Raw genomic sequence first — 15370 nt, 5'->3', positions numbered from 1 at the left:
CCGCAGGACGCACTCAAGCCGCGCAGAGATTTTCGCAAGCCCTTGTTTTGATCTCTTATTTTCAAAATCTGTCATGAGGTGAGCTATGAAAATCGGCGTCTTTATTCCTATCGGTAACAACGGCTGGTTGATTTCTGAAACCGCGCCACAGTACAAACCGACCTTCGAACTGAACAAAACCATCGTGCAGAAAGCCGAGCATTACAATTTTGATTTCGCACTGTCGATGATCAAACTGCGCGGCTTCGGCGGGAAGACTGAGTTCTGGGAACACAATATGGAGTCGTTCACGTTGATGGCCGGCCTGGCCGCCGTGACTTCCCGCATCCAGCTTTACGCCACCGCCGCCACGCTGGTGATGCCACCAGCGATCGTGGCACGCATGGCCGCCACCATCGACTCCATCTCTAATGGTCGTTTCGGCGTCAACGTCGTCACCGGCTGGCAGAAACCGGAATATGAGCAAATGGGCATGTGGCCGGGCGATGACTATTTCAGCCGCCGCTATGACTACCTGACCGAATACGTCAGCGTGCTGCGCGATCTGTGGGGTACTGGCCACTGCACGCTAGACGGCGAATTCTTCAAGATGGACGACTGCCGCGTCAGCCCGCGTCCGCAAGCCGAGATGAAAGTCATCTGCGCCGGACAAAGTGACGCTGGCATGGCCTTCTCCGCCAAACATGCTGACTTCAACTTCTGCTTTGGCAAAGGCGTCAATACGCCAACCGCTTTCGCACCGACCGCCGCGCGCATGAAAACCGCCGCCGAAGCCGAAGGCCGCGACGTCTCTTCTTATGTCCTGTTTATGATCATCGCCGATGAAACCGATGCCGCCGCCCGGGCCAAATGGGAGCTGTATAAATCCGGCGCCGACGCAGAGGCACTGGCATGGCTTACCGATCAGAGCAGTAAAGACACCAAATCCGGTGCCGACACCAATGTCCGTCAGATGGCTGACCCGACCTCTGCGGTCAATATCAACATGGGCACGCTGGTCGGTTCTTACGCCAACGTGGCCAAAATGCTTGATGAAATCGACACCGTACCCGGTGCAGAAGGCATTCTACTGACCTTCGACGATTTCGTGGAAGGCATCGAGAACTTTGGCCGCTTCATCCAGCCATTAATGAAAACCCGCCAGCACATCGCGACAGAACAGAAAGAGGTGGCGTAATGACCATGCTTCAAGAATCGAGAGCTGAGAAACCTAAAGCGATTGAGAATCAGACCATTGTCCGCCGCGAGCCGAAAAATACCGGCGATGAAGTCATCCTCACCGCCCGACCTGAAGCCATCGCCTTCACGCCGCAGCAAACCGCGCTGATTGTGGTGGATATGCAAAATGCCTACGCCTCACAAGGCGGCTATCTGGACCTGGCGGGTTTTGACGTTTCCGCCACCGCGCCGGTGATTGCCAACATCAAAGTGGCGATTGCTGCCGCACGTGCCGCCGGAATCAAAGTGATTTTCTTCCAGAACGGCTGGGATAATCAGTACGTCGAAGCGGGCGGTGCCGGTTCGCCGAACTTCCACAAATCCAACGCGCTGAAAACCATGCGCAAACGCCCTGAGCTGATGGGCAAACTGCTGGCGAAAGGCGACTGGGATTACGATCTGGTGGATGAACTCCAGCCACAGCCGGGCGACATCGTGCTGCCGAAACCGCGCTACAGCGGCTTCTTCAACACCCAGCTCGATAGCCTGCTGCGCAGCTACGGCATTCATCATCTGGTCTTCACCGGTATCGCCACCAACGTGTGCGTTGAATCCACGCTGCGTGACGGTTTCTTCCTCGAGTATTTCGGTGTGGTGCTGGAAGACGCTACCCATCAGGCGGGACCTGACTTTGCGCAAAAAGCGGCCATCTATAACATCGAAACCTTCTTTGGTTGGGTGTCGGACGTGCGCAGTTTCTGCGATGCAGTGGGTGACAAATCTGAACAAAACGCGGCCTGACCGTCAGCAGATAAGGAAAATAAACGATGCCTAAAAGTGCAATTATCCCGGCCGGTACCGGCGTTCCGTTGGCCCCTTTTGTTCCGGGCACGCTGGCCGATGGCGTGGTGTATGTCTCCGGTACGCTACCTTTCGATAAAGACAATAACGTTGTGCATCTGGGTGACGCCGCCGCACAAACCCGCCATGTGCTGGAGATCATCAAAAGCGTGATCGAAACCGCCGGTGGCACAATGGACGACATCACCATGAACTCGATTTTCATCACCGACTGGGCGAACTATGCCGCGGTGAATCTGGTTTATGCGGAATATTTCCCCGGCGAAAAACCCGCACGGTTCTGCATTCAGTGTGGGCTGGTCAAACCCGGCGCGCTGATCGAAATCGCATCGATTGCCCATATCGGTAAGCCGTGAGGTAACCCTATGTATTACAAGGTGTCAGGTAAGAAAAACGCAGACGCCGAAACCGTGGTGCTCTCCTCCGGCCTCGGCGGTTCGGGCGGTTTCTGGCAACCACAACTGGCGATGCTGAATGCGCATTTTCGCGTGGTGGTGTATGACCAGCACGGCACCGGCGTCAGTCAGGGCAGCGTCCCCGCCGGTTACCGGATGGAAGACATGGCCGACGAATTGGCCGGAATGCTCAACGAGCTGGACATCAACCGCTGCCATTTGGTCGGTCACGCGCTCGGCGGCATTATCGGCCTGCACCTTGCCCTGCGCTATCCGGCGCTGCTGCAAAGTCTGGTGGTGATTAACGGTTGGACAACGCTCGACAACCAGACCCGCCGCTGCTTTGAAGTGCGTCAGAATCTGCTGCTTAACAGCGGCGTCGATGCCTACGTGCAGGCGCAGCCGCTGTTTCTGTACCCCGGCGACTGGCTTGCTGAACACGAGACATTGTTGCAGGAAGAGCGCCAGCATCAGGTGGCGCATTTTCAGGGAATGGAGAACCTGCTGCACCGCTTACAGGCACTGATGGCGTCCGATCTTACCGACACGATTGGGGAGCTGATCGCCCCAACGCTGGCATTCAGTTGTAAAGATGATTTGCTGGTGCCGTGGATGCGTTCCGCTGATCTCGCCGCACGTCTGCCCAACGGCGAACACACGCAAATGCTGTACGGCGGTCATGCGATGAGCGTGACCGATCCGGAAACGTTTAACCCTATTTTACTGGATTGGCTGCTATGGCATTCATCGCAAAACAGTGCCACGCCCTCCAGCCGCCTGCCCACGGAGACATCATGGCCGAAGCATTAACCGCCAGCGCACTGGCAACTTTATTCACCGACGCCCGCACCCACAATGGCTGGCAAGACAAACCGGTCACCGGTGAACAGCTGAAAACCATTTATGAACTGGCGCGCATGGGACCGACCTCCGCGAACTGCAGTCCGGTACGTATTGTGTTTATTCAGAGCCCCGCAGCCAAAGAGAAACTGGCACCGGCATTATCCAGTGGCAACCTGAAAAAGACCATGACCGCCCCCGTCACGGCGATCATTGCCTGGGATCCGGAATTTTACGAGCTGCTACCTGAGCTGTTCCCGTCCGGCGATGCCCGTTCGTGGTTCACCTCCAGCCCACAACTGGCACACGACACGGCGTTTCGCAACAGCAGTTTGCAGGCGGCCTACCTGATCCTAGCCTGCCGTTCGCTGGGGCTGGATACCGGCCCGATGTCCGGTTTCGACAACGCCAAAGTCGATGAAGCCTTTCTGTCCGACACCGGCTGGAAATCCAACTTTCTGATCAACATCGGCTACGGCGATACCAGCAAAGTGTATCCGCGTGCGCCACGACTGGATTTCGACCGCGCCTGCCGCGTGCTGTAAGTCACTGACTGAACTCTGAGGACACGACCATGCAATCAACCCTGAACGCCACATTACCTGCAACAAACGGCGTCTCCACTGACATTCCGGCGGTGGAAAAACAAGAGTTCCGTGATGCGATGGCGCACCTCGGTTCCGCCGTCAACATCATCACCACCGACGGCCCCGGCGGACAGGCAGGTTTCACTGCCTCCGCCGTGTGCAGTGTCACCGATACACCGCCAACATTGCTGGTATGCCTGAACCGCTCGGCTTCGGTCTATCCGATATTTAAGGAGAATCAGGTGCTGTGCGTAAACACGCTGGCGGATTGCCACGAGTCGCTGTCCAACTTGTTCGGCGGAAAAACCCCGATGGAACAACGCTTCGACGCCGCCGAATGGACGCAGCTCGCCACCGGATCACCGATCCTCAGTAACGCGCTAGTGTCGTTTGACTGCAAAGTCACACAAGTCACCAGCGTCGGCACCCATGACATTCTTTTCTGTGAAGCCGTCGCGCTGCGACGCAACGATGAACGCCATGGACTGGTGTATTTCGACCGCCGCTATCACCCGCTGATGCGTCAGTTAACCTGTTAATTCACCCTATAAAGGGATCACAGCATGGCAAACACCCCCTACTTTCCAACATGGCGTAAAAGAACAGGCAATTTAGATGGCGCGGTGATCGCACCGGAGGAACGGCTGCCGTTGGGGCCGACCGTGGTCATGGGGCTGCAACATACGGTAGCGATGTTTGGTGCCACGGTGCTGATGCCGCTGCTGATGGGTTTCGACGCCAATATGGCAATCCTGATGTCCGGCATCGGCACCCTGCTGTTCTTCCTGGTGGTCGGCGGGCGCGTGCCCAGTTATCTCGGTTCCAGCGCGGCGTTTGTCGGGCTGGTGATCGCGGTGACCGGCTACAGCGGCCACGGTGCAAACCCGAATATCGGCGTGGCGCTCGGCGGAATCATTGCCTGCGGCGTGGTCTACACGCTGATAGGTTTTGTGGTGATGGCGGTCGGTACGCGCTGGATTGAACGCCTGATGCCGCCGGTAGTGACTGGTGCGGTGGTCATGGCGATTGGCCTGAACCTCGCGCCGATCGCCATTAACAGTGTGTCGGCTTCTTCCTTCGACAGCTGGATGGCGGTGGTGACCGTGTTGTGCATTGGCTCCGTCGCCGTCTTTACACGCGGCCTGGTGCAGCGCCTGCTGCTGCTGCTGGGCCTTATCGCCGCGTACCTGATTTACATGGTGGTGACCAACGGACTGGGGCTTGGTGCGCCGGTGGATTTCTCCGCCGTGGCTCAGGCACCGTGGTTTGGCGTTCCGACCATCACCACGCCGGTCTTCAACTCGCACGCCATGCTGATGATAGCGCCGGTGGCGGTGATTCTGGTGGCAGAAAACCTCGGCCACATTAAAGCGGTCGCTGGCATGACCGGCAAAAACCTCGACCCGTACATCGGCCGTGCGTTTGTCGGCGACGGTCTGGCGACGTTACTTTCCGCTTCAGCGGGCGGCACTGGCGTGACCACTTACGCAGAAAACATTGGCGTCATGGCGGTCACCAAAATTTACTCCACGCTGATTTTCGTTGCGGCGGCCGTTGTTGCCATTGTGTTGGGCTTCTCGCCCAAATTTGGTGCACTGATCCACACCATTCCCGGCCCGGTGCTCGGCGGCGCGTCGATTGTGGTGTTCGGTCTGATTGCGGTAGCCGGTGCGCGTATCTGGGTACAACACCAGGTGGATCTGGGACTTAACGGCAATCTGATCATGGTCGCGGTGACGCTGGTACTGGGCGCAGGCAACTTTACCCTGAGCCTTGGCGGCTTCAGCATGGGCGGCATCGGCACGGCGACATTCGGCGCAATCCTGCTCAATGCCTTCCTGAGTCGCAGCAACAAAGAAAAAACGTTGCCTGTTTCAGAAACTGGCACAGAAACTGCATTAAAAGATCACTGACGACCTCAGTTTCTCCTTAGCTCATCATCTTTGATGATCGCCAGCGGTTAGCCGGTCCACCCGTCCGGATTAGCCGCTGGTTTTTTTCTTTCTGACTTCCCCACTGATATACTCCATCAATAATGCTTCTACTCAATCAACACATTTTAGCGTGGGCGAGTCAGCGAGTGACATTTTCACCTACACTAACATGTAGGGTTGAGTGCGTTTTAATGAAATCCAGTGATACGGTCAGAGAGTCGACTCGTGTAATTAATATTAATAAAAACAAGACACTGCGTTGTATTCTCGTCTGACTTTACTATAAAAGGACCGTTTTTATGTTAATAGCTCAGGACATTCATCTTACGATCGTCCGTGAACTCAGCAAATGGATTGAAGGCCACCTTGGGCGCGTCATTCATCTTGAAGAATTGGCTGAATATTCAGGCTATTCGCTTTGGCATATGCAGAAACTGTTTAAAGAATCGACCGGGATCTCGCTAGGTAAGTATATCCGTGAGCGCCGCCTGGCCAGCGCGGTCTACCAGCTCAGCAGCAGCGATACTTCTATCTTTGATATCGCGATGGACTTCGGCTTTGGTTCGCAGTCGCATTTTACCTATATGTTCCGCAAACGCTTCAACATTACGCCTTATGAATTCCGTCAGAATCCTGAGATCAAACTCGACGTTGCCCCGCCGCTGCACATTATTCATCAAAAATCGGCCTGACCCAGTTTAGAAAACTCAAAAGCTCAACCAAGGATGCTCATCGGGTCGGCGTCCTTACGTCAATCCGACCGTGATATGTGCGCCGACGATAATCTCATTTTTGGGCAGTATTGGTCAGTTGGCGGAGCGATCGGTAGTATAAGAGCAATCTCGCTGATGTTAATAAATCCAACAGTTACAATAGCGTTAATGCGCCACCTTTCACTATCCAGATTCAAGGAACCTCATGTCACCACCGGATCAGTACGACAACCTATCCAGAGCCAGAATGCTTCTGGCAACCCGCCGTTTTGTAAAACTCGACGAGTGGCTGTTATCGCTGATGCGCGGCTGGCAGAATCAAACCGACCAGCACAGTGATTACGGCCTTGTTGTGCATCCGGGAAGTCTGATCACAGGTGCTGATACCCATACCGTCGACCCGCTGGAGATCCTGAGCGACTGGATACAGCAATGTCCGCAGAGCTACCATGCTCAGGTTTTACTGGGGATGTACTGGCATGAGCAAGCCTGGATTATCCGTAATAGCAATGGGGTAGAAGCCGTTGAAGACAGTCAATGGCTGGGAGCACAACTCTGCTGCGACTACGCAGTACTGGCTTTTTTACGCGCTATCGAACGGCATCCTCGCCCCACCCACGCCTTCCGACATTTGATGAACCTGAGTGGTGGGTTCGGCGAACCTTATTGGCTCCGTGATCTTTTCGCTGGTCAGCAACCGCTGCCGCTACATGAAAAATTCAATATTGCGGGCAGTGCCGTTTGGCGTGCAGGTGTGGTTTATTTACACGCGTTGGGTGTTGAACCGGCCACCCACTGGCCGCAATCCCTGCCCACCGCGCTGCGGAACAGCCGTAAAGTGGGTGAAGAAGCACTTGATTATTGGCTGCGTATGGCAATGTCAGTGCGCAATAGTGATGTCGGCACCATGGAGTCCTACCTGCTGTTCCATTCGGCAGCATGGGATGGCGATGACCAACAACAGATGGCGATCATTGATGGCCCACTTTGTGCTGGATTCAGCGAGCAAGAGCGCAATCATTTTCGCACCAATGCTCTGGCAGAAGCGCTCTCAGGTGAAATTGCCGATCGCGACTCCGAACAGGCGCAACAGTTGCAGCAGCGCTTGCAACATCTCCTGGCGCAGCCGTTGGATGATGCCGCCCGAATCCGCTTATTGGATCTTTATGGTACCTGCGCCGCCTATTGGCAGGATGACGATCAGGCCGGTCTGGCCATTTATAGCCAACTGTTCGACGTCTCACCACATGCCATGCCAGGACATTTCGCCGCGATGTTTATCTCGCGGGCGGTACTGGCCAATGGCGAACAAAAGGGCATGGCAGTGCTGACTAACCTGCTAATGCGCACCATCAGTCAGCCCAATAATCCGGTGTTGCTGGTGTATGCGGCTACCGCGCTGCAATACGGCCTGTACGGATTACCGCTGCAACCTGAATTGAGTGCAGATCTGATCGATCATGCAACGTCATTGATGACGGAGCAAAATACCAAAGAGCTGATTATTATCGCCCACGACCTCGCCATCAATGATGACATGGAGGCCGCTCATTTCCTGCTCACTGAAATGGCTCGCCGGGGCAATGCCCTGCACAGTTATGAACTCTATTTTTTCTACCGCAATGGCTGGCATCAGGAGGTTCCTGAGCATTTTCATAATGACAGTAACGCCATGGATTGTGTGCTCAGTGCGGCCCGTTCGGGGCTCGTTCCGGCGATGTTCACCTGCGCCAATGCTCTTCGTGAAGGCATTGGGGGAGAAGCAGATTACCCGCAGGCAATGCAGTGGTACCAGCGAGCTATCGACGCAGGTCATCCCGCAGCGGATTACTGGCGCGCAAGTTGTGCCCTGGATGATGGCCCTGAGCAAGATAAACGCATCGCAGCAGAAGCGTGGCTACCGGCAATTCTGCTCGACACCCAGCACCCGCATCGCAGTGAAGCGGCTTATACCCTCGGTATGGCGTGGTTGACCGGCAGCGGCGTGAAAAAAAATCGCCATATCGCAGAGCAATTCATGGAGTTCGTCCTTGAGCTGGATCCTCAATCTGATGCGGCCCGTCAGGCGCTGGAGAAGCTCAAAGGCTCACTGCGCGGCCGTATGAATCTGTGGCAGGACAAACGTAAAGCAGAAGAGGTTGACGCGGTGGCGAAGTATCGTGAAGCAACAGAAACACCGGGATCTCCCTCGCAAGAAACGGACATCGAGCAGTAAATAAGAGTTTTGGTCATAACGCACAGCTGAGGTTGCTGTTAAAATATGTCGCCCATGTTCAGCACCGCAGACAACCAGACAGCGATTTCTGGCCATTGCCTCTGTGACAATACTCGGTTATGTCGGTATTCTGGCAGGCTTGGCGTTAATGGGTTTTATCGCCAACTCAGCAGCCTATTGGTTGCCTTAAGCTGCGTTGCTGGTGACCGCCCGCGCTCGCCGTGACCCGATAATTAAGGAAATGCGTCACCATCATGCCAAGTAAATATCTGTCGCTGACTTCGACCAATATCACGCGTTTCTTCTGGTTGTTTATTTTGCTACTCGCCATGGGCCTGGGTATGTACGGCTATAATTATACGAATGCGTATCTGAAAGATAAGCAACGAACGTTGCAAACCACAGCAGAACGTTTGCAAAAACGCATCGACAATTACCGCTACCTCACTTATCAGATTTATGACAGTTTCACCGGTGAAGCGTTAACACCGGATGTCATTTCTGCACATGAAGTCCGCCTTCGTCAGGATATGTATTACATCACCAAACCGCATGAAAAAACTGATGCGCTGATTTTTGGTACCCATGACAGTTCGACGCTGGATCTCACCCTCAAAATCTCCAGCTTCCTCGATCACCAATGGGGAGCAAAAACACAACCCTACTCAATGTATTATCTGAATGGTCAGGACAACAGCATGATCCTGATCACCACACAGCCGCTGCAACAGCAAGACTCCCGGCTAAAAGAGGGCTACTTCACCAGTACCTTGCATGCACGACGAGCTGAAATGCTGCAGCAGGCCAATACGTTGGATGAACGCGAAAGCTACTCCAATTTACGCAAATCGCGCTTTTCCAATGACTATTTTTTCTCGCTGCGCACAACCTTTAATAATCCCGGGCATCTGGCCACCGTGATTGCTTTCGATATGCCAATGAGCGATCTGATCCCACACTCAATGGCGCGAGATAATTTCCAGCTAAGCAATAATAATGATGCGATAAATGAAGGGGATCTTTCCCAGACCACCAACATCAGCAGCATTGCGCTGCAGGGATGGTCGGTGAACTTCACCGTACCGCTGAGCAATTCCCCGCTGGCGCTGAGTTACCACGTCCCCTTGTTAAACCTGATTGTGGACCTGTCGCGTAATAATTTCTGGCCGGTGCTGATCAACATCTTGTTGCTGGGGCTGGCGATGGCCGGGATCTATTTTATCCGCCATCAGTACATCCGTCCGAGCGAAAATATGGCAGCACAACTGCACACTCAGCAGGCTCTGAGTCAGGAGATTATTTCCAGCCTCCCGCTTGGCCTGTTGGTCTATAACTTCAGCAATCACAGTGTGGTCATCAGTAACAAAATTGCCGACCAACTCCTTCCGCACCTCAGCCTGAATAAAATAGCGAACATGGCTGAGCAGCATCATGGCGTGATTCAGGCTACTGTGAACAACGAAGTGTATGAAATCCGCATGTTACGCAGTCAAATCTCGCCGGAAACCTATCTGTTCCTGCTCCATGATCAAGATAAAGAAGTGATGGTCAATAAGACCTTGCAGCAGGCACGCCGCGAGTTCGATAAAAACCTGCAGGCCCGTAAACTGATGCTGCACAATCTGGGCATTGAGCTCAATCAGCCGCTGAATGATCTCAACGGGCTGGTGCATGCCCTGACCGAGAGTTCGGATATGCAAGAGCGGCAAACACTGCAAGCTCGTTTGCTGAATGAGTCACGGAATGCACTGACGCTGGTCGATAACATTACCCTGCTCACCCGATTGGAAACCCAAGACTGGCAACCGATCCAGCAACCCTATGCATTGTCCCCACTGGTGGATGGGCTACTGCTTGAGGCGCTTCCGAAACTCAATCAAAAGGGTCTGACCATACTCAACCATTTCCACCCTGAGCCGGAAGTAAGTTTTGTCGGTGACAGCCAGGCGCTGAAAAAAGTGCTGTCCCTGCTGATCGACTACGCGATTGTGACCACCTCGGTGGGTAAGGTGACTCTGACGACAGAGCATGACGCAGAACAACCTGGCCAGCTGGTTTTCCACATTACTGACACCGGCAGTGGCATTTCAAAAGAAGAATTGAGCAATCTGAATTATCCTTTCCTGAGCCAGACCATGCTGGACCGATTTAATCATGGCTCTGGACTGACCTTCTTCCTGTGTAATCAGTTGTGCAAGAAACTGGGAGGACAATTAGAGATCCGCAGTAAACTGGATATTGGCACACGCTATACTGTACGGATCAAACAAGCGTTGGAGGAAATCGAACCTCATGCAGCCCATGAGAAACTGCTGGATGACGTGACACTGTTGCTGGATATTACTTCGGAAGAAGTGCGCGGTATTGTCACCCGGACAATGAACGCATATGGCGCGGTATGCATTGTGGCTGATGAGCGTCAGATCACCCGTGAGTATGACGTTTTACTCACAGACTCCCCACAAAATAGCGGCCAATATACGCTGTTGCTAACCAGCGATGAAGCCGGTTTCCAACAGCTCGAAAAGCATTATATTCGCGTCAACTACAACATCAGCAGTGCGCTGATTGATGCCACTTTGCTGTTAATCGAACATCAATTTTCTGAATCTGATGACAGTATTAACACCGAAGACTCCGGGGAAAAACCTCTCGACTTCTATGAAAAACAGCTCAAATCAAGTGATTACTATCAGCTGTTTGTCGAGACAGTACCGGAAGATCTCGAGAAACTGTATAATGAAAATCAACGCCGTGATTTTACATCACTTTCCCAGACCGCTCATCGCCTTAAGGGAGTGTTCGCGATGTTGAACCTGACCCCAGGCAAGCACTTGTGTGAAACGTTAGAACAACATATCGTCGCAGGCGACGTTTTGATGATCACTGATAACATTAATCACATTGATTCTTTTGTCTCCAGACTGCTGCAGCAAGGTAGCTAATCACATGAATAATATGAACGTAATTATTGCTGATGACCATCCTATTGTCCTGTTTGGGATCCGTAAATCACTCGAACAAATTGAGTGGGTAAACGTGGTAGGTGAGTTTGAAGATTCGACCGCACTGGTCAATAGTTTGAGCAAACTTGACGCCCACGTGTTGGTCACAGATCTGTCGATGCCGGGTGATAAATACGGCGATGGCATCACGCTGATCAAGTACATTAAACGCCACTATCCGCAACTGTCTATCATCGTACTCACCATGAACAATAACCCAGCAATTTTGAGCTCGGTGTTGGATTTGGATATCGAAGGCATTGTACTGAAACAAGGTGCGCCGACGGACTTGCCAAAAGCCCTGGCAGCGTTGCAGAAAGGCAAGAAATTCACACCGGATAGCGTAGCGAAATTACTCGAGAAAATCAGTGCTAACGGTTACGGCGACAAGCGTCTCTCTCCGAAAGAGAGTGAAGTTCTGCGTCTTTTCGCTGAAGGTTTCCTGGTGACAGAAATTGCCAGAAAACTTAACCGCAGTATCAAAACTATCAGTAGCCAGAAAAAGTCAGCCATGATGAAACTGGGCGTAGAAAACGATATCGCGCTGTTGAACTACCTTTCTTCCGTCAGTTCACAGCCCGTTGATCGGGACTGAGTAAACGCTGTTGTATTAACAACGTTTTACAGAATCAGTCGAAAGGCACCTAAGGAAAGGTGCCTTTTTTATTGACCGCCGTTTACTGATTTTCCCGGGTGTGCCGCACCACTTTGCTGTAATAGGCCAGCGTGTCGCGGAGGGTTTCCAGCGTGACGGGTTTAGACAGACAATTATCCATTCCCGCCTCAAGGCAACGCTGACGCTGTTCGGCCAGCGCATTTGCCGTGACGCCAATCACTGGCAAAGTATAACCCAGCTCGCGCAGCTTTTGCGTCAGCGCGTAGCCGTCGAGTCTTGGCATATTGACGTCGCTAAGCACGATATCGACGGTGTGGACTTTGATCGCCTCCAGCGCATCCATCCCATCATTGGCTGTGACAACCTGATAACTCATCGAATTGAGCTGATCGGCTAACAGACGACGGTTAATCGGGTGGTCGTCCACCACCAGCAAGTGAATATCACTGTTATCCTGAATTGCCGCTGATTCCTGCGCTGGCAATAATAGCTCATCCTCTTCTGCCGGATCGATCAGCTGATAGATACGGTTAAGCAACGCCGTGATTTCCAGTGGTGTTGAGGTACTGTGGATCCAATAACCTGGCCGGGTTTCCAGCGGCGGCCCGATATGATCGATGGAGAATTCAATATGTGCCGCCAACTTACTTTGATGATTCAGTGAAGTATCCGTTATCAGCACGTCATCTAATTGGCTGATATGACCGGCATCCCATCGTTGTACATTAGCACCCTGACACCGTAGCAGCTGCATGAGATAGCTTTCCAAATGCGCATTGCGGATCTCAAGCCACAACGTTTTACCCTGCCACAGATCAAGCGGTTGCTCCGACGGGAATATCGCATCATACAGCGGAATTCGCACGGTAAACTGGCTGCCCAGACCCGGCTCGGAATCGACGGCGATATCGCCGTCCATCAGGTTAATCAGCTTCTCACAAATTGCCAGCCCAAGCCCGGTTCCCTGAAAATGGCGCTGCACCCCGGTACCAACTTGAAAGAAGGGATCAAACAGGCGGGTGATCTCTCGTTCAGGAATACCGCACCCGGTATCGCGAACCTGGAATTCCATATAGTTTCCAGACGTTCGCGCATGCAGCACGATGCAGCCGGTATCGGTAAATTTAATGGCATTATTGAGAATGTTAGACAGGATCTGTTGCAGGCGCACCGGATCGCCCTGGAATGACATGGGGACGTTATGCTCGATGAAGCAGTAAAGTCCAAGGTGTTTTTTCACCACCAGCGGCAAATAGTTACCCGCAACGTGGGTGATCATTTCACGACAGGAGAAAGGCTGCGGTTCAATCTTCAACTGCTCAGATTCTATTTTCGAGAAATCGAGAATATCGCTGATGATTTTCAGTAACAGTGCTGACGAGTTGTTCATCGCCGTCACCAGGCGATCGACACCCTGCGGTAATCCCTGGGTTTGCAGCAGATCCAGGTTACCAATAATGCCATACAGTGGTGTGCGCAGTTCATGACTGACGGTGGCGAGGAACATGGATTTTGACTGGCTGGCCTGCTCGGCCGCATTCGCCATCTCCTGCAATGACTCTTCCATTTTGACCCGCGAACTGACGTCAATCAGTACGCAAATCGCCACATCCTCATTGCGATAACGCGAGTGGACAAAACTCAGCTGGATATTGTTGTTATCTTTGGTAATGACATCGACAAGATTGACCTGTTGATTGCAAATAATACGGGTAATGCGCTGACGATCTTCTGCTGTCAGCATGTTGATATAGTTATGCGCCAGTTCATTACTCAGAATATTCACGCCATCGCTGATGCGTAAAATTGAGATCCCAACCGGGGCTGAAGCCACTATTTTATGGTTGAACTGCTCATGCTCTTCCAGGCGAAAAGCATTCTCTTCAGCCGGCAGGAACATTTTTCGCTCAAACACCCACGCCAGAATAAACAGCAGCAGCGCTGAGAATATATTAAGCAATACCGCATTGAAGATAAGGATCTTAAAACGCTCAATCACAGTGCTAAACGGCAGGGAATAGACCACGCTCAGGCCAGAAGACGACAGCGGTTTTTTGTAGACCAGATCGTTATAACCATTCATATAACCAAAATAGGTCGGCTCTTCGGGGTAACGTTGTAATTGCGCAGTGTCATGCTCACTTTCGGATAAACGTAGCAACGATTGATTGTTATCATCGAGCAGCGTCACGCCGACATGTTGTGCCCCCGCAGCGACCATATCTTCCAGTCGCAATGTCTGCTGGACCCCCATTAACGCTTCGAGTTTGTTACCCACATAAATCGGCGTCAGGATATAGAGATAACCCAGGTCTTTATTCGGACCGGGCGACACCCAATAAATGCTTTTCTCTTTATCCTGATTTTTGCCATTGCGATATCGCAGAATCTTCTCATGCAGCGATTTGAGTCCCGCGCTATTTTCATTCTCAATTGGCACGCTGTTAAGGCCGAAATCCACCATACACAGACTCTCGCCACTGATGAAAAAAACCCGATTCAGGTCATAAGCGTCAGTGAAGTTATCTTTCCAGTAGTGAATCATATTACCGAGCGAGTTAAGCGAATTGCGGTAGCTGCTACTGAGTTGGGAACAGTCGGATTCGACATAGAGCGAATGATAGGTCGGCGCGATATTTTTACTACTAATGACGCCGTTGATGATATCGAGGCCATTCATAGAATCGCTGAGGCGTTTTTCAGCCATATATTTGATATCCCGCATAATATCTTCGGAATTTCGGATATAGCTCTGCGCTTGATCGTAATTGAGGTTGTCCTCATCACGGATTTCAGACTCTTTGGTATGGAAAATATTGAGCACGTAGAACGTCGTCAGCAGTGCGCCAAGTGACCACAGCATAAAGGCCAGAACCCGGAAGAGATAGCGGGAGATCCTGAGCGTTGTTCTAAACGAGGTAAGATATTTCAAGGGGCTACCATTAACATTGCGACGTCACCACGGCGGAAAACGGTCATCAGAATACACTATTGCCACAGAGACTAAAAAGGTCGATATAAAAGAAAGGGCATAACACGTCGCCAT

At 52.4% G+C, this 15370-nt stretch carries 12 protein-coding genes; 11 read left to right on the top strand and 1 reads right to left on the bottom strand.

Going from position 1 to position 15370, the window contains the following annotated elements:
- The first annotated feature begins 85 nt into the window (after positions 1 to 85).
- The 11 genes from rutA (at position 86) to rcsB (ending at position 12303) form a co-directional block, all read left to right on the top strand.
- Entirely contained in the window at positions 86 to 1177 is a 1092-nt protein-coding gene (gene rutA, locus IEV89_RS02215) for a pyrimidine utilization protein A (protein ID WP_188469965.1), read from the top strand.
- 5 nt (positions 1178 to 1182) lie between these two features.
- On the top strand, positions 1183 to 1959 hold the full coding sequence (rutB, locus tag IEV89_RS02210) for a pyrimidine utilization protein B (protein WP_373283342.1): 777 nt from the start codon (positions 1183 to 1185) through the stop codon (positions 1957 to 1959).
- Between the two features lie 26 nt (positions 1960 to 1985).
- The gene (gene rutC, locus IEV89_RS02205) at positions 1986 to 2375 is read left to right on the top strand and encodes a pyrimidine utilization protein C (protein ID WP_188469963.1); all 390 of its coding nucleotides are present in this window, start codon (positions 1986 to 1988) and stop codon (positions 2373 to 2375) included.
- 9 nt (positions 2376 to 2384) lie between these two features.
- On the top strand, positions 2385 to 3224 hold the full coding sequence (rutD, locus tag IEV89_RS02200; RefSeq protein ID WP_188469961.1) for a pyrimidine utilization protein D: 840 nt from the start codon (positions 2385 to 2387) through the stop codon (positions 3222 to 3224).
- Positions 3209 to 3799 (top strand): malonic semialdehyde reductase, encoded by a 591-nt coding sequence (locus IEV89_RS02195; RefSeq protein WP_188469959.1) that lies wholly within the window; start codon positions 3209 to 3211, stop codon positions 3797 to 3799. Before rutD ends, IEV89_RS02195 begins: the two co-directional genes overlap by 16 nt.
- Before the next feature lie 29 nt (positions 3800 to 3828).
- A complete protein-coding gene (rutF, locus tag IEV89_RS02190) occupies positions 3829 to 4380 on the top strand; it encodes an NADH-dependent FMN reductase RutF (protein WP_188469957.1) in 552 nt (183 codons plus the stop codon).
- A 24-nt stretch (positions 4381 to 4404) separates the two neighbouring features.
- Positions 4405 to 5754, top strand: a complete 1350-nt coding sequence (gene rutG, locus IEV89_RS02185; RefSeq protein ID WP_188469955.1) for a pyrimidine utilization transport protein G — start codon at positions 4405 to 4407, stop codon at positions 5752 to 5754.
- A gap of 326 nt (positions 5755 to 6080) precedes the next feature.
- Positions 6081 to 6467 (top strand): helix-turn-helix domain-containing protein, encoded by a 387-nt coding sequence (locus IEV89_RS02180; protein WP_188470346.1) that lies wholly within the window; start codon positions 6081 to 6083, stop codon positions 6465 to 6467.
- Positions 6468 to 6693: 226 nt separating this feature from the next.
- A complete protein-coding gene (locus tag IEV89_RS02175) occupies positions 6694 to 8703 on the top strand; it encodes a DUF4034 domain-containing protein (RefSeq protein ID WP_188469952.1) in 2010 nt (669 codons plus the stop codon).
- Between the two features lie 254 nt (positions 8704 to 8957).
- On the top strand, positions 8958 to 11648 hold the full coding sequence (gene rcsD, locus IEV89_RS02170; protein WP_188469950.1) for a phosphotransferase RcsD: 2691 nt from the start codon (positions 8958 to 8960) through the stop codon (positions 11646 to 11648).
- Between the two features lie 4 nt (positions 11649 to 11652).
- Positions 11653 to 12303, top strand: coding sequence for a response regulator transcription factor RcsB (gene rcsB / locus IEV89_RS02165; RefSeq protein ID WP_188469948.1), 651 nt, complete (start codon positions 11653 to 11655; stop codon positions 12301 to 12303).
- An 82-nt stretch (positions 12304 to 12385) separates the two neighbouring features.
- Here rcsB and rcsC read toward each other — a convergent pair whose 3' ends face one another.
- Positions 12386 to 15256 (bottom strand): two-component system sensor histidine kinase RcsC, encoded by a 2871-nt coding sequence (gene rcsC, locus IEV89_RS02160; protein WP_188469945.1) that lies wholly within the window; start codon positions 15254 to 15256, stop codon positions 12386 to 12388.
- Between the last annotated feature and the right edge of the window lie 114 nt (positions 15257 to 15370).

It is taken from the genome of Hafnia psychrotolerans, assembly GCF_014639435.1.
In the GTDB taxonomy this organism is placed as follows: domain Bacteria; phylum Pseudomonadota; class Gammaproteobacteria; order Enterobacterales; family Enterobacteriaceae; genus Ewingella; species Ewingella psychrotolerans.
This window is presented reverse-complemented; position numbering and strand designations above follow the sequence as displayed.